Annotated in this window: 14 protein-coding genes; 12 read left to right on the forward strand and 2 right to left on the reverse strand. The window is 47.3% G+C overall.

Annotated elements, in window-relative coordinates; translation table 11 throughout:
• Positions 1–10: 10 nt before the first annotated feature.
• The 12 genes from EXU57_RS01730 (at position 11) to EXU57_RS01785 (ending at position 24,566) form a co-directional block, all read left to right on the forward strand.
• Entirely contained in the window at positions 11–1,579 is a 1,569-nt protein-coding gene (locus tag EXU57_RS01730) for an MGH1-like glycoside hydrolase domain-containing protein (protein ID WP_133266432.1), read from the forward strand.
• Positions 1,580–1,974: 395 nt separating this feature from the next.
• The gene (locus EXU57_RS01735) at positions 1,975–3,525 is read left to right on the forward strand and encodes a glycoside hydrolase family 28 protein (protein ID WP_133266433.1); all 1,551 of its coding nucleotides are present in this window, start codon (positions 1,975–1,977) and stop codon (positions 3,523–3,525) included.
• 60 nt (positions 3,526–3,585) lie between these two features.
• Positions 3,586–6,384 carry a glycosyl hydrolase family 95 catalytic domain-containing protein gene (locus EXU57_RS01740; RefSeq protein ID WP_133266434.1) on the forward strand — a complete coding sequence of 933 codons (2,799 nt, stop codon included), beginning with the start codon at positions 3,586–3,588 and terminating at the stop codon, positions 6,382–6,384.
• 224 nt (positions 6,385–6,608) lie between these two features.
• Positions 6,609–10,151: a malectin domain-containing carbohydrate-binding protein gene (locus tag EXU57_RS01745; RefSeq protein ID WP_133266435.1), complete on the forward strand. Its 3,543-nt coding sequence runs from the start codon at positions 6,609–6,611 to the stop codon at positions 10,149–10,151.
• 139 nt (positions 10,152–10,290) lie between these two features.
• The gene (locus EXU57_RS01750; RefSeq protein WP_133266436.1) at positions 10,291–11,307 is read left to right on the forward strand and encodes a zinc-binding alcohol dehydrogenase family protein; all 1,017 of its coding nucleotides are present in this window, start codon (positions 10,291–10,293) and stop codon (positions 11,305–11,307) included.
• Between the two features lie 306 nt (positions 11,308–11,613).
• The gene (locus EXU57_RS01755) at positions 11,614–14,391 is read left to right on the forward strand and encodes a family 78 glycoside hydrolase catalytic domain (protein ID WP_243745475.1); all 2,778 of its coding nucleotides are present in this window, start codon (positions 11,614–11,616) and stop codon (positions 14,389–14,391) included.
• Between the two features lie 222 nt (positions 14,392–14,613).
• Positions 14,614–15,747, forward strand: coding sequence for a glycosylase (locus EXU57_RS01760; protein ID WP_165957996.1), 1,134 nt, complete (start codon positions 14,614–14,616; stop codon positions 15,745–15,747).
• A gap of 352 nt (positions 15,748–16,099) precedes the next feature.
• Complete coding sequence (locus EXU57_RS01765; RefSeq protein ID WP_133266437.1) at positions 16,100–16,315, forward strand: hypothetical protein; 216 nt, start codon at positions 16,100–16,102, stop codon at positions 16,313–16,315.
• Positions 16,316–16,449: 134 nt separating this feature from the next.
• The gene (galB, locus tag EXU57_RS01770) at positions 16,450–18,852 is read left to right on the forward strand and encodes a beta-galactosidase GalB (protein WP_243745476.1); all 2,403 of its coding nucleotides are present in this window, start codon (positions 16,450–16,452) and stop codon (positions 18,850–18,852) included.
• Positions 18,853–19,029: 177 nt separating this feature from the next.
• Positions 19,030–20,664, forward strand: a complete 1,635-nt coding sequence (locus EXU57_RS01775) for a TldD/PmbA family protein (protein WP_133266439.1) — start codon at positions 19,030–19,032, stop codon at positions 20,662–20,664.
• 1 nt (position 20,665) lies between these two features.
• Positions 20,666–22,000, forward strand: coding sequence for a TldD/PmbA family protein (locus EXU57_RS01780; RefSeq protein WP_133266440.1), 1,335 nt, complete (start codon positions 20,666–20,668; stop codon positions 21,998–22,000).
• A gap of 931 nt (positions 22,001–22,931) precedes the next feature.
• Entirely contained in the window at positions 22,932–24,566 is a 1,635-nt protein-coding gene (locus EXU57_RS01785; protein ID WP_133266441.1) for a TldD/PmbA family protein, read from the forward strand.
• Positions 24,567–24,640: 74 nt separating this feature from the next.
• On the opposite strand, the gene EXU57_RS01790 is transcribed toward EXU57_RS01785, so the two are convergent.
• Both EXU57_RS01790 and EXU57_RS01795 read right to left on the reverse strand, forming a co-directional pair.
• Complete coding sequence (locus tag EXU57_RS01790) at positions 24,641–25,480, reverse strand: hypothetical protein (protein WP_133266442.1); 840 nt, start codon at positions 25,478–25,480, stop codon at positions 24,641–24,643.
• A gap of 20 nt (positions 25,481–25,500) precedes the next feature.
• Entirely contained in the window at positions 25,501–25,725 is a 225-nt protein-coding gene (locus tag EXU57_RS01795; RefSeq protein WP_133266443.1) for a hypothetical protein, read from the reverse strand.
• Positions 25,726–25,917: the final 192 nt, after the last annotated feature.

Below are 25,917 nucleotides of genomic sequence, written 5' to 3' on the forward strand. Positions count from 1 at the left end.
ATTAGAAAACATGAAAGGATTGCATCAGAAAGCATGGTTGAAAGGTTATATCCTGGTCACCTCTCTTATCATCATAACATCTGGCTTGTTTGCGCAGGGGGCCGGCACGGTCTTGAGCACCGACAAACTCGTGAAATATGTTTCTTACTTCAATGCCATCGATACGGAAACAGTAAAGAACCATGTACCCAACAGTCAGGCCATTAGCTGGATGTCTGCAAATATCCCGTTGTTCGAAAGTCCTGATACCACCCTTACAAAAATTTATTATTACCGCTGGTGGGCGGTACGCAAACACCTGAAACAAACACCTGACGGATATGTGTTCACAGAGTTTATCACCCCTATGAACCATGGTGGTAAGCACAATACCATCAGCAGCGCGTTAGGGCACCACATCTACGAGGGACGTTGGCTGATCGATCAGAAATACATGAATGACTATATCCGTTTTTGGTTATATGTTGATAAGCAAACACCGAAACCCCACCTGCATGCATTTAGCAGCTGGTTGCAGGATGCTATTTACAACCGCTACCTGGTAAACAGCGACAAGGGCTTCATTGAACAAAACCTGCTTGAGCTAAATGCCGACTATAACTTGTGGGAACAGGAAAAGCAATTGCCCGATGGCAAATTCTGGCAGTTCGATGTCAGGGATGCCATGGAGGAGTCAATCAGTGGCGGACGTAAAGAAAAAAACGTTCGACCTACCATCAACAGTTATATGTACGGCAATGCGCGTGCAATGGTAGCCATGGCAAAACTTGTAGGTAACGACAGCCTTGTTCAAAAGTATGAACGCAAAGCCACTCAGTTGAAGTCTATCGTTCAGGACTATCTATGGAACGATACCTCTGCGTTTTTTGAGGTACGACATGAAAACGGAAAATTCGCAAAGGCACGGGAAGCAATTGGTTTTATTCCATGGTATTTCAACCTGCCAGATGATAAAGCAAAGTATGCGAAGCAATGGGATCAACTTTCGGATACGACAGGTTTTCGTGCCCCGTGGGGACTTACAACGGCAGAAATAAGACACCCGGAATTTCGTACCCATGGGTCAGGGCATGGCTGTGAGTGGGATGGTGCTGTTTGGCCATTTGCTACTACGCAAACGCTTCGCGGACTGGCAAACCTCCTGAGCAATTACAAGCAGAAGGGAACGATGAACAGCAATATCTTTTACGACGAACTGCACAAATATGCATGGTCGCACCAAAAAAACGGTTTGCCCTACCTTGGCGAATACCAGGATGAAAAAACAGGTTATTGGTTAAAAGGAGATAATCCACGCAGCAGTTACTACAATCACTCTGCATTCGCCGATCTCATCATCAGTGATCTTGTTGGATTAAAACCCAGGGCCGATAATATAGTCGAATTAAAGCCGCTGATACCAAGGGATAAATGGGATTGGTTCTGTGTCGACAAGATACCTTATCATGGCAAGCTGCTCACGATCTTATATGATAAAACGGGCACCAGATACAACAAGGGAAAGGGCTTTATGATTTTCGCAGATGGCAGGCAAATCTATAAGGGCAAAACGGTTGGAGCCATTAGAGCAAAGATGTAGAAGTAAAAAGTAAAAAGTGAGTTAAATGGGTATTCATCAGCTTGGGGGATGGCGTTAAGAAATGAAACATGGAAAATTTAAAATTCACAACGTTTAAAATCGGATTCAGTCTCATCACTCATCTCTCATATCCTTTGGTTCCAATCTCGTGAATTTGCAGGAGAACGGATTTGCTGAGAGAAGATTAAAAAGTACAAGTGTGCGACGCAAGAAAAGTTAAATAGAAAATCAATCGCTTGGCCCAAAGAAAATGTGAAATTAAAAATGCAAAATGCAAAATGGGAACTGATAACACCACACTCATAACACTTAATTCATAACTCTTAATCATTTTCATTTAACATAACGCAGAAACTCATAATTCTTAATTCATAACTCATAACTATTTCGTCCGCATGTTCAAATGCCTCTACATATCGCTGCTTAGTTTGCTTGCCATAACCACCAATGCACAACAGTTTTATAACGTAATAACCTATGGTGCAAAAAATGATAGCAGCCGGATTGCCACAAAGGCAATTGCTGCCGCCATTGCAGCTGCTTCAAAGAAAGGTGGGGGAACCGTTTATTTTCCGGCTGGAAAATACCTGACCGGTCCCATACACCTGAAGAGCAACATCACCATTTTTATTGATGCGGGTGCTGAACTCCATTTTAGCGACAATTTCGACAATTACCTGCCGATGGTTCAGAGCCGTTGGGAAGGCACCGACGTCGTGAATTTTTCACCACTCTTCTACGCTTACAAAGCAGAAAACATCACCATTCGTGGTCGCGGCCTGATCAATGGTCACGGTAAAAAATGGTGGGACTTTTCGGAAGGCTACGACGAGAAAAAACCACGATCCAAGTGGGAGTTGATGTTTGATAGTTTGAATAAAGATATTCTCAGGCCCGATTTGAAAGGCTGGGTTGAACGTGGTTTTCTACGTCCGCCTTTTATTCAGCCCATGTATTGTAAAAACGTACTGATCGAGGGTATCACCATTATCAATTCGCCATTCTGGACGGTGAACCCGGAGTTTTGTGAAAACGTAACCATTACCGGTGTTACCATTAATAATCCGCATTCGCCCAACACCGATGGCATAAATCCTGAGTCTTGCAAATATGTGCACATATCAAATTGCCATATCAGCGTAGGTGATGATTGTATCACCATTAAATCGGGGAAAGATCGTGCAGGCAGAAAGATGGCCACTCCAGCCGAGAATTATACCATTACTAACTGCACCATGCTTTCGGGACATGGCGGGGTGGTTATCGGTAGTGAGATGAGTGGCGATGTAAAAAAGATTACGATCAGCAATTGTGTATTCGACGGAACCGATCGTGGTATACGCATTAAGTCGGCACGTGGACGGGGTGGGGTAGTGGAAGACATTCGCGTAGACAACATCATCATGAAGAACATAAAGGACCAGGCTATTGTACTCGACCTGCAGTATGCGCGAACACAGCCAGAACCGGTGTCGGAACGTACACCCATTTTCAGGAACATCCATTTCAGCAACATCACTGCTCAAACCAACCAGGCCATTTTCATTAATGGTCTTGCAGAAATGCCGGTTGACGACATCACCTTCAACGACATACAGTTTGAATCGAAAACAGGGGCAACCATTAAAGAAGCAACGAACATTGCATTTCATAACGTACGCATCAACACAACTACGGGCTCGTCCCTGATTGGTGAGAACATCAGCGGGTTAACAATAGATGGCCTAAACACACTTAAGCCAATGCAAGGTAAACCGGTACTAGACCTTACAAATGTGCAAGACTTATTTATATACAATTGCGCTGCAGTAAAAGGTACCGATGTTTTTCTCTCGCTCAAAGGCGATAAAACGCAAAACGTGACCATAAAAGGCAATAGGTTCAACCACGTAGGAAAACCTTTGATCAAGGACGCCAGTGTTGCTGAAAATGTAGTTGTCGAATAGAGCCACCTTCTCCCTATACCTTAATACAATAATACCTCAATACCCTGTACCCACATACAAATGAACCTTAAAGCACTTCTTACAACCATCATCCTGTTAACTGCCGTTTGCACCCGGGCACAGGAGCTTAAGCTCTGGTACCGCGAGCCGGCAGTAAAGTGGACCGAAGCATTGCCCGTTGGTAATGGCCGCCTTGGTGCAATGATCTTTGGCGGAACAGTTGAGGACAGGATCCAGTTTAACGAAGAGACCCTCTGGACAGGCGAGCCGCGTGATTATACACGTGCCGGGGCGGCGACCTATCTCGACCCCATCAGGAAACTGCTTGCCGCGGGTAAACAAAACGAAGCAGAAAACCTTGCTGAAGAAAAGTTTATGGGACGCAAGAGTAATGAGGGCGACAGGACCACCTGGCTGAACAAAATGCGATCCCTGGAAGGAATGCAGGGCAATCCTTCACTGGCTGATTACGACGATAGCAAATGGAAAACGCTGCAGGTACCAACCTACGAAGGTTGGGAAACCGTAGGGATGGAAATTGATGGTGCAGTCTGGTTTAGAACCACGTTTGATCTGCCCGCAGACTGGTCGGGTAAATCCCTCGTACTGGACCTGAACCGTGTTCGCGACCAGGACTTTACCTATGTAAACGGAAAGCTGGTTGGAACAATGAATAGCACCGATCCCCGCAAATACACGATACCTGCTGCCAACCTCGTAAAGGGTAAAAACGTGATTGCCATACAGGTAATCAATTACTACGATAAGGGCGGAATCGCGGGTTATAAAGACACGTCGCGGCACATTGGAATATACCCTGAGGGCGGCGCTGTTGCCAACGGTATTTCACTCAACAGGCCCTGGAAATATCATGTTCAGGACGATGCACCTCCAGCCGTACCAAGGTACCAAGCCGACTATCAACCATTCGGCGATATTTATCTGCGCTTTCCCCAACAACCCAGCGCCACCCAATACCGCCGCGAGCTCGATCTCAAGAACGCCATGGTGCGAACAACTTTCACATCAAACGGAATAACCTATACCCGCGAATATTTTGCAAGCCAGCCCAACCAGGCGATTGTGGTTCACCTGACCGCTTCGAAGCCCGGCAGCTTAAGTTTCGAAACCCTGTTGAACAGTCCGCACAAAAATTATTCGACCAGGAAGATTGATGATAAAACACTCGGCTTATCACTGCAGGTACGCCACGGTGCGCTAAAAGGCGAAAGTTATTTACACATAAAAAACATAAAAGGAACGGCAACAATAACCGGTGACAGGATCATTGTTAAAAACGCAGATGAAGTAACCCTTTACCTTACGGCCGGCACCAACTACAAGAGCTTTAAAGATGTTTCAGGTGATCCGGCTGTCGCCTGCAAATACGCCCTCAAAGGCCTTGCTTCGAAAACTTACAGCCAGGTTAAAGACGCGCACATCCGCGAATACCAGCAGTACTTCAATACGCTATCTATAAGCCTGGGAAGCGGAAATGAACAGCTGCCAACAAATGAACGCATTGTTCAATTTGCAAAAACAACGGACCCGTCCTTTGTTGCGCTCTACCTTCAATATGGGCGATACCTCCTGATCTCAGCTTCGCGTCCCGGAACAGGTCCGGCTAACCTGCAAGGTATCTGGAACGACCTGCTTACACCACCATGGGGGAGTAAGTATACCACCAACATCAACGCTGAAATGAATTACTGGCCGGCAGAGTTGCTCAACCTTTCGCCTATGCACGAGCCACTTTTTAAGATGATAGATGAACTCGCAGAAACGGGTAGCAAAACCGCGCAGGTTCACTACAATGCTCCGGGTTGGGTGCTTCACCACAATACCGATTTGTGGCGCGGATCGGCACCAATCAACGCGGCAAACCATGGTATCTGGGTAACAGGTGGCGCATGGATGTGCCATCACCTTTGGGAGCATTATCGCTTTACACAGGACCAGCAATTCCTGCAAACAAGGGCATACCCGGTTATGAAACAAGCCGCGATGTTTTTTAACAGCTTCCTTGTTACAGATCCAAAAACGGGTTGGCTCATCAGTACCCCTTCAAACTCACCAGAGCATGGCGGACTCGTTGCCGGGCCAACAATGGATCACCAGATCATACGAGACTTGTTTAAAAATGTGATTGCAGCCGCCGACATTTTAAAAGTAGACAAAGCTTTTCGCGATACACTTGCAGCCAGGTATAAACGTATTGCTCCTAACCAGGTTGGTAAACACGGGCAGCTACAGGAATGGCTCGAAGACAAAGATGATCCCAAAGACAATCACCGGCACGTGTCTCACCTTTGGGGCATGTACCCGGGAAATGAAATCAACTGGGATGAAAGCCCCGAACTGATGAAGGCAGCCATGCAGTCGCTACTTCAACGTGGGGACGCAGCCACAGGTTGGAGCCTTGCCTGGAAAATCAACTTCTGGTCGCGGTTCAAAGATGGTGATCACGCTTACAAGCTCATCCAGATGCTGATCTCGCCGGCATGGACAGGTGGAGCAGGATCGTACCAAAACCTGTTTGATGCGCACCCCCCATTCCAGATTGATGGCAATTTTGGGGGTGCGGCAGGTATCGGTGAGATGCTGCTGCAAAGCCATACGAAGTTCATCGACCTTTTGCCTGCGCTGCCTTCAGCCCTCCCCACCGGAGAAATAAAAGGCATTCGTGCAAGAGGTGGATTCTTGTTTGAAATAGGGTGGAGCGGAGGCAAGCTGAACCGGGTAAGTGTATTATCAACTGCCGGCAACACTTGTACGATCCGGTACGGCGATAGACTACTGCAGTTAAAAACTACAAAAGGCAAAAAGTATACATTAAACGGGGCACTGGAGATATTATGATGAGAGGAAAGAATTCGGTACGATATAGCAAAAAACCAACGACAAGGATTGCTCAACGGCTTATTTCTTTTTTTTGGGACCGGCATCTGTCCATGCGGCGACATCGTTGCCACGCTCGCTTGTACGGTATTTCGTTGTGGCAGCCATATCCAACTTCCACGAATAACTCTGGTTTCTTCCTGCGGTGTCAGGGATTGATTGGGGCAACTCAGCCTACAGGCAAAATGGCTCTTAAATTACTGTTGCCATTGTTGTTTGTTCTTTCTTTTCCGGTTCTGCTTTCTGCACAACGTATCGACATTTCGCTTGATAAGGGATGGCAAACGGTGGGAAACGACAGCAACAAAAATGCTTTTACCGGTTTTGAGTCATCCGGCTTCGACGACAACCAATGGGCAAAAGTAAACGTACCACACAATTGGGATGCTTACGAAGGCTACCGCAGGTTGCGTCATGGCAACAGGCATGGCTTTGCCTGGTATCGCAAAAGCTTCAATACAAAGAAGGCAGCCGAAGGCAAACGTTACTTTCTTTTCTTTGAAGGGGTTGGTTCATATGCTACGGTATGGCTCAATGGTAAACAGGTAGGTTATCATGCGGGTGGCCGCACAACTTTCACCATAGATGTAACGGACGTAATAACGTTTGATAAGACCAACCTGCTCGCGGTACGTGCAGATCATCCTGAAAATATCAGGGATCTTCCCTGGGTTTGTGGTGGTTGTTCAGATGAACGGGGGTTTTCGGAAGGCTCCCAACCCATGGGCATATTCCGCCCCGTACACTTGCTCATTACCGATCCCGTTAGAATAGAACCGTTTGGTGTGCATGTGTGGAACGACTCAAGTGCAACGGCAAGAAACGCCAGGCTGTACATTGAAACAGAGCTAAAAAATTATGGAACTACCGAGCAAACGATAGGTTTGCAAAGCCAGTTGATCGACAAAGCAGGCAAGGTTGTATTTACACAAACAAGCTCCTCAAAACTGCTGCCCGGTGCAGCAGCAATTATCCGCCAGGAACCTTCAACTATTAACGATCCCAGGTTGTGGTCTGTAGAAGATCCTTACCTGTATAAGCTGGTATCATCCGTAACGGTAAATGGCAGTATCACCGACCGGCTTGAAACACCTTACGGCATCCGAACCATCAGCTGGCCTGTTGGAAGGGCCCCGTCGTCGAATCAATTCCTGCTGAACGGTAAACCCGTTTTCATCAATGGCATTGCTGAATACGAGCACCTGCTTGGCGGTAGTCATGCGTTTACTGCCGAACAGGTAAAGACCCGGGTAGCACAGATGAAAGCAGCCGGCTTTAACAGTTTTCGCGACGCACATCACCCCCACAATCTCCGGTACCAGGACTACTGGGATAATCTTGGATTTTTATGGTGGACCCAGATGGGGGCTCATGTATGGTTCGACAATCCTGCGTTTAGAACCAACTTTAAAACACTACTTACCGAATGGGTCAGAGAGCGAAGGAACAGCCCGTCGGTTGTACTCTGGGGATTGCAGAACGAAAGTAAACTGCCCGACGACTTCGCACGCGAATGCACCGAACTCATCCGTAAACTCGATCCTACAACCTCGTCACAACGTCTTGTAACCACCTGCAATGGCGGAACAGGAACAGACTGGGATGTACCGCAAAACTGGACCGGAACTTATGGTGGCGATCCCGCAACTTATAGCGAGGATGTTAAAAGGCAGATATTGATTGGTGAGTATGGTGCATGGCGAACACTGGACCTCCACACCGAAGGTGGCTTTGTGCAAAATGGCCCTTATAGTGAGGACCGCATGACGGAACTCATGGAAACAAAGGTGCGACTTGCCGAAGCTGCAAAGGATAGCACTACCGGGCATTATATGTGGTTACTTACATCACACGATAATCCAGGCAGGGTACAGGGTGGCGAGGGCTACCGTGAACTTGACAGGCTTGGGCCGGTAAATTATAAGGGACTCTTGACACCCTGGGAAGAGCCATTGGATGTGTATTATATGTACCGGGCCAACTATGCTCCAAAAACGACGTCGCCAATGGTGTACATCGCGTCACATACCTGGCCCGACCGGTGGATAAAACCTGGTGTAAGGGACAGCATAAAAGTATACTCCAACTGTGACGAGGTGGAACTGTTTAACGACGTAAAAACCATTTCGCTTGGCCGCAAAAAGCGGGGCGGCATCGGAACCCATTTTCAATGGGACGGGGTACCCGTAAACTACAACGTGCTTTATGCTGTAGGCTACGTAAACGGAAAAGCTGTAGCGGAGGATCATATCGTTTTAAACCACCTGCCTAAACCAGCCAATTTTGTACGCCTGTATAAAGGAACCCAGTCCATCACAGCACCGCAGAAAGGCTATCATTACCTTTACCGGGTTAACTGTGGCGGGCCGGATTACACCGATGCCAGGGGCAATACCTGGTTAGCTGACCGTGCAAAAACATCAGGTAGCTGGGGTTCGGAATCATGGACAGCCGACTTTAAAAATATGCCCGCTTTTTTTGCAAGCCAGCGTTCAACAAACGATCCCATCAATAATACTGCGGACTGGAAGCTGTTTCAATCATTTCGATTTGGCCGTGATAAACTCCGGTTCTCTTTCCCGGTTCCTGACGGCGAATACCTGGTCGAATTGTATTTTGTGGAGCCCTGGTTTGGAACAGGCGGGGGAATGGATTGCACCGGCTGGCGGCTCTTCGACGTTGCTGTAAACGATAAAACGGCCATTAGAAAACTGGACATCTTTCGCGAAGCAGGACACGATGGCGCACTCAAAAAAACAGTCAAAGCATCAGTTAAGGGTGGCGAACTGGTGATCTCCTTCCCGTCAGTAGCATCTGGCCAGGCAATTATTTCGGCGATAGCGATCGCTTCGCTCAATAAACAACTAAAACCAGCACAACCGGCTCCATCCATTATCTCAAATCTTCGTCAGCCCGGTAGGGCTGCGACCCCTTTTGTAACCAGGAGTTGGATGAACACCGGCGACCAGCAATACCTGGATAAAGACGTTCTATTCAGTGCGCTCCCTGCGACTATGCATGGTGCCGAATGGCTGCAGGTACCGGCAGCAGCAACTGCCACTAACGATACCATCGCGCACTTCACCGTTACAGCCAATGCTGAGGTTTTAGTCGCGCTTCCGCCGGGTACAAAGCCGGTTTGGCTTAAAGGCTGGGAAGACACACATACGTTTTTGGGCAACAACTCGGGCGACCAGTTTAACGTATGGAAAAAGCGATATGGCGCGGGCGAAACGGTCGTGCTCCAGCCGACAGGTGTAAACAGTGCAGCGCGCCAGATGTATACCGTTGCGGTTACGGCCGCCTCGGCAATCGAACCGGCTTACGATCTCAAGCCGGTGATTAGCTATAAGGCGATTGGTGCACAGCTCTCCGGGCCCGGCGTAGTTAAGGGCCAGGTTGATGGTAAGGACCGTGTCATATTCCGGGAAGCATCGCCAGCCAACAGGCTTGAGTGGGAAATTCTTACGGGAGTAGGCGACACCTATTCGCTTACGATTGCCTATAACAACCCGGGAACAACCGATATTACCGGTAAGCTGGAGTTCTTTTCTGCGGACGGAACTTTGATGAAAGAAGAAATGATCACTTTTACCCCGACTCGTCCCGGTAAGTCGAATTACATTAGCACAACCACAGGTTCAATGATTAATGCCGGTACGTACCGGGTACGTATTACATCAGCAGATGCAAAGGGACTAAGCTTTAATTCGTTGGATGTGCAGTAGCATACCTAGGGTAGAATTTTAGAGTCATGAAGGGTGAATCCGTCACCTGCAAATAATGGTCAGATCGACATTTGCATTCGTAACAACAGGAAAAAGTAGCACCAGCCTATAATCATTACAGGCGGTTAAAATAAAGCATATGAAAACATTGGTTTGTACAAAACCCGGGCAATTTGACTACCACGAAAGTGAGCTGCCGAAGTTATTACCGGGGCAGGCAATTATCAGGATCAAACGTATCGGTATTTGCGGAACCGACCTTCATGCATTTGAAGGCACCCAGCCATTTTTTGAGTACCCCAGGATATTGGGACATGAACTTGCCGGCGAGCTGGTTGAATTTGAAGGCGCCCCAGGGTTTGTTGCAGGAGAAAGGGTAAGTTTTATACCGTATTTCTATTGCGGGGTATGTGTATCGTGCAGGGCGGGTCTGCCAAATTGTTGTGCAAATATCAAAGTTTGTGGTGTTCACGTTCACGGGGGTTTTGCTGAATACCTTTCTGTTCCTTCGTATGCTTTGCTGCATGGCGAAGGACTCAGCTATGATGAGCTTGCGCTTGTTGAACCACTTGCCATAGGGGCACACGGGGTGCGCAGAGCTGGGGTTAAACCAGGCGAATACGTGCTTGTTGTGGGAGCCGGACCCATTGGGTTAGGCATTGCAGAATTCGCACGTATCGCGGGAGGGAACGTAATCGTGATGGACATCAATGATCAACGGCTCTCATTCTGTAAAGACCGGCTACAGGTTCCGTATACCATTAATCCGTTGCATGAAGACGTAATGCAGAAACTTAAAGAAATAACGCATGGCGATATGCCAACGGTCGTAATTGACGCCACCGGCAGCTTAAAAGCCATTAATACGGCTTTCCAATACATGGCCCATGGTGCGCGGTATGTTTTAGTGGGTTTGCAAAAAGGCGAAATCAGCTTTAGCCATCCTGAATTCCACAAACGCGAGGCTACCCTGATGAGCAGCCGCAACGCTACCCGAGAAGATTTTGAACACGTAATAGCTTTTATGAAAAAGGGCCTGGTAGAACCTACCAACTATATCACACACAGGGTATTGTTTGATGATGTAAAAGCGGAGTTTCAAAGCTGGCTAAACCCTGCAAATGGAGTGATTAAAGCTATGGTTCAGCTGGACTGATAAAAGCCAGTGCGGTGTAGCTTCATAAAGCAGTCATAAAGAAACCAAATTTAAACTGGAATGGGATCCTGGCTAAAGTGAATATAACCCGGGCACAACCCGCCGGGATCTTGAAGTAGGAGCAGGCATTTCAAAGAAAGCTGCAATCGGTGCCGGTAAAGATTGCTTGGCTAAACACAAGCGATTCGCATCCGGTATCAAACTAGCCCCTTTTCCAATCTGAAAACGGGTTTATCGGTATTCCATTCAAGCCGAACGCCAATGCTTGACTCTTGTAATCCGGGCTTTGCCCAATAAAATACGCCATTGAAATCACTCATAATTAGAATAGTCTCGCTGCTTTTTTGCGGAGCAACCTTCCCGGCTTTTTCCCAGCTATCGGTAACAAATCTAAAGTGCGAACAGAAGACAAACCCTCTTGGCATTGAGGCAAAGGCACCAAGGTTAAGCTGGGAACTACAGTCGAAGCAAAGGGGAGTTCTTCAAAACGCATTTAGGGTGTTGGTAGCAGACTCCCCCGAAAAGCTGAAGCAAAATATTGGCAATATCTGGGACTCAAAAAAGGTCAGTTCTAATGCATCGATAGGCGTGGAATATACCGGCAATACGCTTTCCCCTGTAAGAACATACTATTGGAAAGTTATGGCCTGGGACAACAAAAATGCCGCTTCAAAATGGAGCTCTACGGCGAGGTGGCAAATGGGCCTGTTCACTTCTGCCGACTGGAAGCATGCAAACTGGATCGCCTACGAAAAACTCGCAGACACAAACGTTAACATCCTGCCCACCGATGGCAACCAGGACAAGTACCGTGGCAACAATGTGCTGCCCTTGTTAAGAAAATCTTTTACGGTTGAGCGGCCATTGAAAAAGGCAACCATGTTTATGAGCGGGCTGGGGCATTTTGAGTTGAACCTGAATGGCAAAAAGATGGGCGATCATTTCCTGGATCCGGGATGGACAAAATACGACAAGCAGGCACTGTATGTAACATTTGACTTGACGAGGGAACTTAAAAGGGGCGAGAATGCTATAGGTGTGCTGCTCGGAAACGGATTTTATTATGTGCCACCTGTTCCCGATCGTTTTCGGAAGTTGAAAGTGGCTTTTGGTTTTCCAAAAATGATTTGCAGGTTGGTGCTCGAGTACCAGGACGGCAGCTCAGCAGATATCATCAGCGATGCATCGTGGACAACCACCAGGGGGCCAATTACCTTTTCAAGTATCTATGGTGGTGAAGATCACGATGCAAACCTCGAGCAAGCCGGATGGGATCGACCTGGCTTTAATGCGGCCGGATGGAAAGCTGCGACGGTGGTGGATGGTCCGCCAACATTAAACTCGCAAATGGCGGAACCGGTGAAAGTGATGGAAACCTTTACCCCGAAAAAGGTAACAGCGGTTCAACCCCATTCCTGGGTTTATGACCTTGGCCAGAATGCATCCGGTGTTCCATACCTGAAAGTACAGGGAAAAAAAGGTGACACCATCCGTCTATACCCGGCTGAATTATTAAAGCCAGATGGCACCGTAAATCAACGACCAACTGGCAGCCCCTTTTATTTTCAGTATGTTTTAAAGGGTAACGGGCCCGAAATATGGCAACCGCGGTTTACGTATTATGGCTACCGCTACCTGCAGGTAAACGGCGGTGTACCCGCAGGCGAGAAAAACACAGCCAACTACCCGGTGGTACAGGAACTCAAAGGCTTACACATCCGCAATGCTGCGCAAACTACCGGAGACTTCACCTGCTCGAATGAGCTCTTTAACAAAACGTTTACCCTCATCGATTGGGCCGTGAAAAGCAATATGGTAAGCCTGTTTACCGATTGTCCGCACCGCGAAAAACTGGGTTGGCTTGAGCAATTACACCTGATGGGTAACTCGGTGCGCCATACCTACGACATAGCAAACCTGCTTCGTAAGCAGGTAAGGGATATGATGTACAGCCAAACAGAAACAGGTTTAATACCTGAGATCGCACCCGAATACGTGAAGTTTGAGTGGGGCGGGGATATGTTCAGGGATTCTCCTGAGTGGGGTAGCAGCGGCATCCTGATACCATGGTACCTGTACCAGTGGTATGGGGATAAGCAGGTGCTTACGGAGGCTTATCCTATGATGCAGCGCTACGTCGCGTACCTTAAAACAAAAGCAAAGGGCCATATTCTTTCACAAGGCCTTGGCGACTGGTACGACCTTGGCCCAAAGCCGCCAGGGGTATCGCAGCTTACAACAATGGGCGTAACCGGAACGGCCATCTATCATTACGACCTTAACGTGATGTCGTCGATTGCACGGTTGTTAAATAAGCCGGCCGATGCAGATGCATATACCCGGTTAGCCCTGCAGGTAAAACAGGCTTTTAACGACACCTTCTTCAATAAACAAACAAAGCAATATGCTACCGGTAGCCAGGCATCCAATGCGATGGCTGTTTATATGGATCTGGTAAACCCCGCGGATAAGGATGCGGTAATCAACAATATTGTAAAAGATATCCGGGATCGCAACAACGGCCTTACGGCGGGTGATATCGGTTACCGTTACCTGCTGAAAGTGCTGGAACAAGCAGGTAAGTCAGACGTGATCTTTGATATGAACAATCGCTCAGACGTTCCCGGGTACGGCTACCAACTCGCAAAGGGAGCGACAGCATTAACGGAGTCGTGGCAGGCACTACCTACCGTCTCCAACAACCACTTTATGCTGGGCCACCTGATGGAGTGGTTTTATAATGGGCTTGGTGGACTGAATCAGCAGGAGAACTCGGTCGCATACAAGAGCATCGTCATCGATCCGCAAATTGTAGGCGATGTTACATCCGCCAGGGTAAGCTATCAATCCATGTATGGAAAGATTGTCAGTGACTGGAAGAAAACGGCTGCCGGATATGAAATGAAAGTAGAAGTGCCTGCAAATACGACTGCAACCATTTACTTACCAGCCGATCAACGATCAATTATCCGCGAAGGAAATAAGGTGATTAGCCCTGGTAGTGAGATAAAAATGTTGGGCAATGAAAGAGGCAAGGCGAAAGTGATGGTAGGTTCGGGCTCGTATACATTCACGGTAATATGATCGCCATTGCAGGTGTTGTCACCGCGCCGTTTCTGGTGTTGTCACCGCGCCGTTTCAGGTGTTGTCACCTGAAACAAAGATCAGCCACGGTTGCAGGTATTGTCACCTGAAACAAAGGTCGGCCGCCGTTGCAGGTGTTGTCACCCGCGCCGTTGCAGGTGTTGTCACCTGCAACAATAGCCATCGTCAGTCCATATAGAAACCGGAAAACATTCAATCGATATGACCAAACTTTTTACAATAGCATTAGCAGCGTTTCTGGAAGGTGCCATGCCTGCGCACGTTTGCGCGCAAAAAAGCAAAGCGGTGCCGCAGCAAGCCATGGAGCAGGTGTACCAGGAAGTAAAAACCCCGCACAAATACGGGCTTGTATTGGTGCCCACACACGACTCCCTGAAAATGGATTGTCCAACCGTGTTTAGAAAAGGCGATAGCTGGTATATGACTTACCTGATCTTTAGTGGCCGTGGATACGAAACCTGGCTGGCAAAAAGCAAGAACCTGCTCGACTGGAAAACCATGGGCAGGATCATGTCATTTTCTGCAGACACCACCATTTGGGATGCACACCAAAAAGCAGGTTACAACAGCCTGCAGGATACCCGTTGGGGCGGATCGTATGAGCTAAGCAAGTACAACGGTAAATACTGGATGAGTTACTTCGGTGGCAATACCCGGGGTTACGAGGCAGGACTGTTGTCACTTGGCATGGCCCATACCAGTAAAGATCCTTCTGGGGTACACGAATGGAAGAGGTTTGACAAACCGATTATGATGTCGACCGATGCAGATGCGCGCTGGTGGGAAAACAAAAAACATTTCAAGAGCACGGTTATCTGGGATAAACAGAAAACGACTGGTTACCCGTTTATCATGTACTTCAATGCAAATGGCGACTCGGCAAAAAACAATATTAAGACGCGTTGGTTTGAGCGGATCGGGATGAATGTTTCCCATGACATGATCAACTGGAAGCGCTATGGGGTCGAGCCGATTGTTCACCACCCGGTTGGCATTACGGGTGATCCCCTAATTCAGAAGATGGGAGATCTATGGGTGATGTTTTATTTTGGCGCATTCTGGGAAGATCGTAAAGGTGCCTTCAATCGTTTCGCATGTTCTTATGATCTTGTAAACTGGACAGACTGGAACGGCAACAACCTGGTAGAATCATCTGAACCCTTTGACGAACTTTACGCACACAAGTCGTTTGTGCTACAACATAAGGGTACGGTTTATCATTTTTATTGTGCCGTAAATAAGCAGGAACAACGGGGTATAGCGGTAGCAACTTCGAAGGACCTCGGTAAGAGTAAGGTGAAGTTTGTGGAGGCCAAAGGAAAAAGTCAAAAGTAAAAAGTCAAGAGTTGGAGTCTTTGGTTTATTCAACTAGCGCCCCGATGGAACGAGTATCAAGTTGTTTATCGGAGCTGGATTTATCACATCGATAACTGGCACTAACGGGCAAAACCGTACAAGGGAGTGACACCCCGTCCGACTCGGTACATCCGGGCGGGCGTCCGAACTGCTACCCCGAAATAATTCATTCTGGAGGGGGTTCATCCGGGCGGGCAACGATGCTAACAAGAATTCCTGCCGCCTGTGCCAATAAAAAAATTGAATTGGATGAGCGGTTGCAGAAGGGTAAACAAAGGTGCGGCCATTGGGTGTTTATCATGGCTCAGTGGGTAAGGGCATATCCGTAAAAATGTCAGTAACAGAAACCGCAAATAGACAACGATTGCTGCTTGTTGCAGAGGGCCAGTCTGAGTCTGACCTATACTGGAATACCAACAGCAGGTACCGGTTTTTAAAAGGTGCAAGGTTGTTTGTTAATGGCTGGAACAGCCATGGACCCGCACACCATTGCGCAGTGGACTTGAGACATTATCAGCTCAAAATAAAAAAGCCTGGTACCCTTTAAATATGAAAGTCATTCAAGTTTGCTAAAGGATATTCCGCGGCGTTATTGCACTTGTTGGTCCAAGCACACCGCCACTGTTCTCCAGGAACCCGAGTCTTTAATAAAATCTATTAATGTTTAACCACAAGACCACTTTGAAAAAACTATTTAACCTCATCCTGCTTTGTTTCTTTGTAATAGCAGGCATTGCACAACCACGAACGATTACAGACTTTAACAAGGACTGGAGATTTAGCCTGGGAAACGATAGCATGGCGCTCCACAAAATGTACAACGACAAAAGTTGGAGAACCCTCAACCTGCCACACGACTGGAGTATCGAAGGGGACTTTAGTGACAAACATCCCACCACGGCCAACCAGGCCGGACTACCGGCTGGTATAGGATGGTATCGCAAAACGTTTACTGTACCAGCTACTTCTAAAAACAAAAGGATGTACATCAACTTCGACGGGGTTTATAGAAACAGCGAAGTATGGATCAACGGCCATTACCTTGGCAAACGTCCAAATGGTTACATTTCCTTCCGGTATGAACTTACCCCGTATATCGTTGCCGGCCGATCAAATGTGCTTTCTGTTAAGGTAGACAATTCGGCACAGCCCAATTCGCGCTGGTACACCGGCTCCGGCATTTACCGTAAGGTTTGGCTGCTTACAACAAACCAGGTTGCCGTTGACCATTGGGGAACGTTCGTTTCCACGCCTGAAGTAAATAACAGGTTGGCAAAGGTTCGCGTACAAACAAGCCTGACGAGCCGGGGTGGCAACAATGCGAACGTTAACGTGGAAACGCGCATCATTGACCGGGCCGGAAAAGTTGTTGCAACCAAAGTGTCAACCGGTGTAGCCGTTAGTGGTTCAACAACGATCGACCAGGAAGTTGTAGTTTCAGAGCCTGTACTTTGGTCGGTGACAAACCCATACCTGTACAAGGTGAAAACCTTAGTCAGATCCGGCAATACCCTGCTCGACGAGTATGATACCAACCTTGGCATACGCTACTTTGATTTCGACCCGGAGAAGGGCTTTTTTCTAAATGGCCAGGCACTCAAGATCCTGGGTGTTTGTAATCACCACGACCTTGGTGCGCTTGGGGCGGCTGTAAATACCCGTGCCATCGAAAGACAACTTGAGATACTAAAATCCATGGGCTGCAATGGCATACGCACGGCGCACAATCCACCGGCTTCGGAGTTGCTGGAGCTTTGTGATAAGATGGGTTTTATTGTTATGGATGAAGCATTTGATATGTGGCAAAAGCGCAAGAACAGACAGGACTATTCTGTTGATTTTGCCGAATGGCATAAGCGCGACCTGGAGGACATGATCAAACGCGATCGAAACCACGCATCAATATTTGTGTGGAGCATTGGAAACGAGATTCGCGAACAGTTCGACAGCACCGGCATTACGATAACCCGTGAACTAACAAAGATCATCAAGGACCTTGATACCACACGCCCGGTTACATCGGCCCTTACCGAAAACGAACCACCGAAAAATTTTATCTGGCAGTCGGGTGCGCTTGATCTGCTTGGGTTCAATTATAAGCTTGCAGCTTATCCCGAACTGCCAAAGCGCTTTCCGGGCCAAAAGTTCATTGCTGCGGAAACGATGTCTGCACTTGCTACACGTGGCCATTACGATATGCCATCAGACAGCAACAGGTTGTGGCCTCCAGACTCAAAGTCGCCTTTTGCAACTGGGAACCCCGATCTTACCGTATCCGCTTATGATCACGTATATGCGTATTGGGGTTCTTCGCACGAAGATGGCTGGAACGCTGTTAAGAAGGCCCCTTTTATGTCCGGAATATATGTATGGTCGGGCTTCGACTTCCTTGGCGAACCTGTGCCATATCCCTGGCCGGCGCGCAGTTCGTACTACGGGATCATCGACCTGGCAGGTTTTCCAAAAGACGTTTACTACATGTACAAAAGCGAATGGACCAACAAGCCAATGGTGCATTTGTTTCCGCACTGGAACTGGCCCGCAGGAAAGGTGGTAGACGTTTGGGCTTACTACAACCAGGCAGATGAGGCAGAGCTTTTTTTAAACAACGTGTCACTTGGCGTTAAGAAAAAATCAGGCGATACCCTGCATGTAAAATGGCGGGTGCCTTTTCAGCCGGGGACGCTTAAAGTGGTTACCAGGAAGGACGGAAAAGTTGTAATGACCCAACAACGTGTAACCGCAGGCAAACCCGCAGCAATCCTGCTTTCGGCAGACCGAACCAATATAAAATCGGATGGAAAAGATTTGTCGTTTGTAAAAGCCACAATCGTAGATGCAAACGGAAATATGGTGCCCGATGCGGATAACCAGGTGACATTTAAAATAGCAGGAAACGGATTTATAGCAGGCGTGGACAACGGCCTGCAAACAAGCCTGGAACCCTTTAAGGCGAGCCAGCGTAAAGCATTTAACGGACTTTGTCTCGCCATTGTTCAATCCAATGGAAAGGCCGGCCCGGTTACTTTGATTGCCGAAGCAGAGGGACTTAAATCATCCCGGGTGACTATAAGTTCAAAATAGTTTGAACAGCTTAAAATAGCAAATAGCGCAATACCTCGCCTGTTGGGCTTTTTTGTGGTGCCTGTTTTTATATAGACGGTATTAGTCTAATTTTTACATTGTGTTTATTTGTACGGCAGAAAGGGAAACATCCATGCGATCCCTTTTTTAAACATTATCAACCCTTAAAGCACTCAGGTGAAAAGAAGAGATTTCCTTCATTTTGCGGGCATTGGCATCAGCGCTTCACTAATGCAGAGCATCCCGGTATTCGGTTCCCCTATTACGGTAGAAGAAGCACTGACACCTGTTGACGTTGCACTAAAGAAGCGGATGTCGGACGTGGCGCTGAATGCGGCGCGTTCAAAGGGAGCCACCTACACCGATGTACGTCTTGGCCGTTACCTGAACCAATTTGTAGTAACGCGCGAAGACAAAGTGCAGAACACTGTCAATACGGAATCTTATGGTATGGGCATCCGCGTAATTGCAAATGGGAGCTGGGGTTTTGCCGCTACCGACAATCTTGACGATGACCATATTGCCGCCACAGCTGCACTTGCCGTGCAGATTGCAAAAGAAAATGCCCGGCTGTTGAAAGAACCCGTGCAGCTCGCACCGCAGGTTGGTTATGGCGAAGTTTCGTGGAAGGCTCCCATTGAGAAAAATGCTTTTGAGGTGCCTGTTAAAGAAAAGGCCGACCTGCTGCTCTCCGTCAATGCGGCTGCAATGCAAAACGGCGCCAATTATATCAACTCGATACTATTTGTGGTGAATGAACAGAAGTATTTTGCTTCCACCGATGGCTCATACATCGACCAGGATATTCACCGCATCTGGCCAACGTTTACTATTACCAAAATCGACCCGAAGACGGGCAAGTTTGAAACACGGAACTCGTTGAGTGCGCCGATGGGAATGGGATATGAATACCTCGTACCACGACAACAGGATAAAATTGCAGGGGTTACTACGCTTTACAAAGGCAGGTACGATATGTTGGAGGATGCGAAAGCCGGTGCAAAACAAGCAACCGAAAAAATGGCTGCAAAATCTGTTGAAGCCGGCAAATACGACCTGGTGCTTGATCCTTCCCATTTGTGGCTAACCATTCATGAGTCCGTAGGGCATCCGTCTGAACTCGACCGTGTTTTAGGTTATGAAGCAAATTATGCGGGAACCAGTTTCTTAACACTCGACAAATGGCAGAGCAAAAAATTTAATTTTGGAAGTAAGCTCGTAAACATCGTTGCCGATAAAACCCAGCCTGGTTCATTAGGTGCGGTAGGCTACGACGACGAGGGCGTAAAGTGCAAACAATGGGACATCATCAAGGATGGAACGCTGGTGAATTACCAGGCCATTCGCGACCAGGCCCATATTATCGGGCTTAAAGAGTCGCAGGGATGCTGTTATGCTGACAATTGGGCAAGCGTACAGTTTCAACGCATGGCGAATATTTCGCTCCAGCCTGGCCCTGATAACAAAAGCGTAAACGACCTGATCAAAAATGTTGAAAAGGGCATTTATATTATAGGCGACGGCTCCTTTTCCATTGACCAGCAACGGTACAATTTCCAGTTTGGGGGCCAGCTATACTACGAGATCAAAAACGGTAAAATTGCAGGCATGCTGAAAGATGTTGCCTACCAGTCGAATACCCAGGAGTTCTGGAATTCGTGCACTGCCATTGCGGGGCAAGCTGATTACCGGCTTGGCGGTTCTTTCTTCGATGGCAAAGGCCAACCCGGCCAGGTAAGCGCCGTTTCGCACGGGGCATCTACTGCAAGGTTTAACGGGGTTAACGTTATTAACACAGCAAGAAAAATCTAACATGCCGATTCTAACCAAAGAAGCGTCACAGGCCCTTCTCAAAAAAGTGCTCGCCTTTTCAAAAGCCGACGAATGCGAGGTAAACGTATACGGTTCCGACGGTGGCAACATCCGTTACGCTTTAAATGCCGTATCAACCAGTGGCGGGGTAAGCCAGCGTACATTGGTGGTTTCGTCTGCTTTTGGTAAAAGGTCGGGCGTTGCTACCATCAATGAATTCGACGACGCTTCGCTTGAAAAGGTTGTGCGTAGGGCTGAGGACCTGGCCAGACTTGCTCCCGAGAATCCGGAATACGTTTCCGTACTTGGCCCACAGGAATACCTTGAGTCAAAAACCTTTGTGGAAGCAACGGCAAACATTACCCCGAAAGAACGTGCTGATGCGGTAGCGGAAAGCCTTAGGATATCTAAAGAAAATAAACTCGTATCTGCAGGGTTCCTGGAGAATAGTGCAGGCTTTGCTGCCATGATGAACTCCAAAGGTCTCTTTGCATATAATACCAACTCCAACGTTGCATTTAATGTTACCCTTCGCACCGAAGATGGGAAGGGATCAGGTTATGCTTCCAAAGGCTATAATGATTTTCGCCAACTGGATGTCACAAAAGCCACAACAGTAGCTGCACGAAAAGCCACAGGTTCGGTGACCGCACGTGCGATTGAACCAGGCAAGTACACCGTGATACTTGAACCTGCAGCTGTGGCCGTACTACTCGAAAACATGCTCTTTGCCATGGATGCCCGGCAGGCCGATGAAGGCAGGAGCTTTTTGAGCAAACCTGGTGGAACAACGAGGTTGGGCGAGAAACTGGTTGATGAGCGGGTAAACATTTACTCCGATCCGCAAAACACCGATCTTCCCACAAGCACATGGGGTGCCGATGGGCGTCCACAGGAAAAGGTAAGCTGGATAGAAAACGGGGTAGTAAAGAATATGTACTATTCCCGGTTCTGGGCACAAAAGAAAGGGGTGAAAGCCATCCCCGCTCCCGACGGAATGATTATGAAAGGAGGCACCGCCTCGCTGGACGAGCTGATAAGAGGTACAGAAAAGGGGATATTGGTTACCCGCCTCTGGTATATCCGGCCGGTTGATCCGCAAACCCTCTTGTTTACCGGTCTTACCCGGGATGGAACGTTTTATATCGAAAACGGGCAAATCAAGTTCCCGGTAAAGAATTTCCGATTCAATGAGAGCCCGGTAATTATGCTCAACAACCTTGAGGCAATGGGTATCGCTGAGCGGACTGTTAGTGGCGAGTCGACACAACATTACCTGTTACCACCACTAAAGATCAGGGATTTTACTTTTTCGTCGTTATCAGATGCGGTGTAGGGGGCTTATGTTGAATGTTGAATGTTGAATGATGTATGTTGGATGTTATGAGTTAGGAGTTAAGAATTAAGAGTTAGGAGTTGAATTTAGAGTGATGAATTAAGAATTAAGAGTCAATGTCGTTTACTTAAGGGAGAAATCTTTGGTGACCAGCTGTTGGAATTCTATTTGCCATCGTTGCCCGCCCGGATGAACCCCGTTCGGACGGGTGTCACTCCCTTGTACCGCATCGCTTTATTCACCAATTTCTGCCACTCACCTTAAGTAAACGATTTTGAATTAAGAGTGATGAGTTATGAATTAAGAGTGATGCCTTAAGAATTATTAGTGGGGGGCAAGATTGACGAGTTAAGTGCAAGAGCTACGGGATTTGATTTACGAGTTGCTTGCGTTGTTGGAATGCTTTATCCATGTCGTTTCTTTAATGTTTTTTGGTTACGAGCGGAGAGACCTTTATTGGGCATCGTTGCGCTGGATGCACCATTTGATGCCAGGCGGGCTTGTACTTTTGGTGTCGCTATTCAGCAGAATTCGCTCTTAAACCGGGCCCAGTAAGGATAAAATTGTACAAGAGTGCGACGCAACGGCCGTCTCCTTGATGTTCCTGCAGCTGGGTCCAAAAAAATTGCTTTATTGAAAGCTGTTCTCATGTATGATCGATCAATAAAAAGCAAGGCGTTCCATTTAAGCGTATCGCAGCAGTACTATGTTGAATGTTGAATAGTGTATTATAAATGAAATATGAGTTCAATTAGGGGACAAGCTCATTATACATTCCGCGTTAATAAGATCGTTCCGAATACTCCGGCATTTCCTGCGGGGCCAAGCTTAATTTACATTTTGCATTTTGCCTTTGCAACCGCATTCCGGTCACGCAGTTTTACGTAGCTTAGTGGCGTAACAAGACACGGTTACGACTAAACTCTATCGTTTGAAAAGAAGAGATTTTTTACAATTTGCAGGTCTTGGTATCGGGGCCTCTGTACTCCACTCCATTCCTGTACTTGGTTCGCCGATAACGGTAGAACAGGCACTAACACCCGTAGACAACCTGCTAAAACGACAAATGGCCGACATCGCGCTTAATGAAGGCAGGAGCAAAGGTGCCACCTATGTAGACGTACGCCTTGGACGTTACCTCAACCAGTTTATCAATACCAGGGAAAAGAAAGTAGAAAACGTTTCCAACACGGAGTCGTATGGGATGGGCATTCGCGTTATTGCCAATGGATGCTGGGGCTTTGCTGCAACGGATAACCTTACCAAGGAAAATATTGCGAAAACAGCAGCACTTGCCGTGCAAATAGCGAAAGTGAATGCCCGTTTACTAACTGAACCGCTGAAACTTGCACCACAAAAAGGGTACGGCGAGGTAAGCTGGAAAACACCGATCGAAAAAAATGCGTTCGAGGTTCCAATAAAAGAGAAGATCGACCTGCTGTTGCGGGTAAATGATGTGGCCATGAGCAATGGCGCCACATTCGCCACCTCTTCGTTGTTCCAGGTAAATGAACAAAAATATTTTGCCTCAACCGACGGTTCTTATATCGACCAGGATATACATCGTATCTGGCCAACGTTCACCATCACCAAAACGGATAAGCAGTCCGGCAGGTTCGAAACGCGTAATGCACTGAGCGCACCCGTTGGCATGGGCTACGAATACCTTATTCCGGATCCGGCAGAAGAGATCCAGGGGCATCTTGTACTTTATAAAAAGCGGTACAACATGTTTGAAGACGCACGTGCTGCCGCCAGCCATGTAGACCAGAAGTTGAAAGCGAAACCGGTAGAGCCTGGAAAGTATGATTTGGTAATCGACCCAACCAACTTATTCCTGACGATCCACGAATCGGTAGGGCACCCGACGGAACTTGACCGCGTACTTGGCTACGAAGCAAACTATGCCGGAACAAGCTTTCTTACCCTGGATAAGTGGAAAGCAGGCAACTTCAATTTCGGCAACAAGCTCGTCAACTTTCATGCTGATAAAACTGCTCCGGGTTCCCTGGCTGCGGTGGGCTACGATGATGAAGGCGTAAAATGCAAGGATTGGCCCATCATAAAAGACGGGGTTCTCGTAAGCTATCAAACCATCCGCGACCAGGCCCATATTATTGGGCTAAACGAATCACAAGGTTGCTGTTATGCTGATAACTGGAACAGCGTGCAGTTTCAACGAATGCCAAACGTTTCCTTACTGCCCGGGAAAGCGCCTTTAAAGGCAGTTGACATGATCAAAAACGTTGAGAAAGGCATATATATCCTTGGAAGAAATTCTTATAGTATCGACCAGCAACGCTATAACTTTCAGTTTAGCGGACAACTATGTTTCGAAATTAAAAACGGAAAGGTGGGTGGGCTGTTAAAGGATGTCGCCTATCAATCGAATACCCAGGAGTTCTGGAATGCTACTGCCGCAATTTGCGACCAATCGGATTACCGGCTTGGTGGCTCTTTTTTTGACGGAAAAGGACAACCCTCCCAGGTTAGTGCGGTTTCACATGGTTGTGCCACAACAAGGTTTAATGGTGTAAATGTCATCAATACCGGAAGGCGCATTTAGCAGCCTCGGTTATTATAAAAGCAAAAGCCAGGCAATGTTGCCCGGCTTTTTTTTATTCTACTTCAACTGTTCTGCTATATTTCTTTTATCCATTCTTCAACAAAGGCGCGTGCTGCCTGAACCGCAGGTTTACCGGCACGGAAAGCAAGTTTCCACTGGTTGTTCTTTCTTTCGTATTCTGGATTCACAAAGTACCTGACCCCTTTTTTGTCGACCAGCGCTGCGTTGAAGTCAATGTTTTCTGTTGTTTTCAAAAATTCCTGCAAGCGCATCTTGATCATGGGCATATAGTTGTCGGGATATTTGGCTTCCCAGTCTTTAATCCTGGCCTGGTAACCTTGTTCCATTTGCTGCTTCATGGCGGGGAAGTTCTTGGTATAAGCCTTTATGTTTTTGTTTTCAGGATTTTCAGCCATCTTCAGGTTTTGCTGGGCATATTCAATCATTTGATCAAAGATCTTTTTTGTATCACCCGTAGCTTTCCGTTGGCTTTCTTTCGACGACTCCAGGGTTTCTTTCGCCCGTTTAATCATATCAGCCCTTAATTCTTCCGGGGTTTGAATCTTTTGTAATGGCTCCGGTTTGTTACGGGCTTTCAGCAACGCATATTCTTTTTTGAAAGCTTCCGATTGTACATATGTTTTAGCGTAGGCAGCTACATCCCTGGTTATGGCTGCACGATCTCCGACTGCAATGTTTTTCAGGTTTCTCATACCATAATAGTCGAGATAACCCGCCAGGAATCCACTGTTGATCTTATTGTTTGCTTGTTCCCGCTGAATACCAAGTTGTGCGAGGAAGTCGCCGGCGGGTTTAACGCGGAAAGAAAGGAACGCGAATGTCGAACAGGCGATTATTGCTACAGGCAGTGCTGCTTTTAGCATGCGAAGGCTGCCATTTATGAAATGTTTCATGATGATGGTAGGTAGAAAAGCTAGTAATTAATAAAATGTGGGTATGAGGGTGGGGTAGATTTTGAAACGGACTCTTCGTAAGATCCCTGTTGTTCTGCTGCTTTATATTCCACAACTTTCTCAACCTGGGCAGCAGGGTCTGCGCTGGTAGAAGTATTAAAAAAGACAGTTAGGTCGGCATACACAAAAACCGGTAAAATGATAAAGGCAATCAGTACATGAAATGTAAATTTAAGCTTGCTCATTGTAGTAGTATTTTGCGGTTTCAGTTGTTTGTTATAAGTCAAATTTGCAACAGATTTTCCCAGAATGAAATAGCGCGGTGCATGAACTGTAATAAACCTGCAATGAAATGAAACATTCCCGCAACAAAACGAAAGCAAAATAGCGGTTAGGCTTTCGATCTTTTATTCCATTGTTACGAATAGCTGCTAAAA

Source organism: Segetibacter sp. 3557_3 (genome assembly GCF_004354985.1).
Taxonomy (GTDB): Bacteria; Bacteroidota; Bacteroidia; order Chitinophagales; family Chitinophagaceae; genus Segetibacter.

What these genes read in the sequence shown, in the direction of transcription:
- EXU57_RS01730 (WP_133266432.1), top strand. Translation starts at nt 11, where the DNA reads ATGAAAGGATTGCATCAGAAAGCATGGTTGAAAGGTTATATCCTGGTC.
- EXU57_RS01735 (WP_133266433.1), top strand. Translation starts at nt 1,975, where the DNA reads ATGTTCAAATGCCTCTACATATCGCTGCTTAGTTTGCTTGCCATAACC.
- EXU57_RS01740 (WP_133266434.1), top strand. Translation starts at nt 3,586, where the DNA reads ATGAACCTTAAAGCACTTCTTACAACCATCATCCTGTTAACTGCCGTT.
- EXU57_RS01745 (WP_133266435.1), top strand. Translation starts at nt 6,609, where the DNA reads ATGGCTCTTAAATTACTGTTGCCATTGTTGTTTGTTCTTTCTTTTCCG.
- EXU57_RS01750 (WP_133266436.1), top strand. Translation starts at nt 10,291, where the DNA reads ATGAAAACATTGGTTTGTACAAAACCCGGGCAATTTGACTACCACGAA.
- EXU57_RS01760 (WP_165957996.1), top strand. Translation starts at nt 14,614, where the DNA reads ATGACCAAACTTTTTACAATAGCATTAGCAGCGTTTCTGGAAGGTGCC.
- EXU57_RS01765 (WP_133266437.1), top strand. Translation starts at nt 16,100, where the DNA reads ATGTCAGTAACAGAAACCGCAAATAGACAACGATTGCTGCTTGTTGCA.
- EXU57_RS01780 (WP_133266440.1), top strand. Translation starts at nt 20,666, where the DNA reads ATGCCGATTCTAACCAAAGAAGCGTCACAGGCCCTTCTCAAAAAAGTG.
- EXU57_RS01790 (WP_133266442.1), bottom strand. Translation starts at nt 25,480, where the DNA reads ATGAAACATTTCATAAATGGCAGCCTTCGCATGCTAAAAGCAGCACTG.
- EXU57_RS01795 (WP_133266443.1), bottom strand. Translation starts at nt 25,725, where the DNA reads ATGAGCAAGCTTAAATTTACATTTCATGTACTGATTGCCTTTATCATT.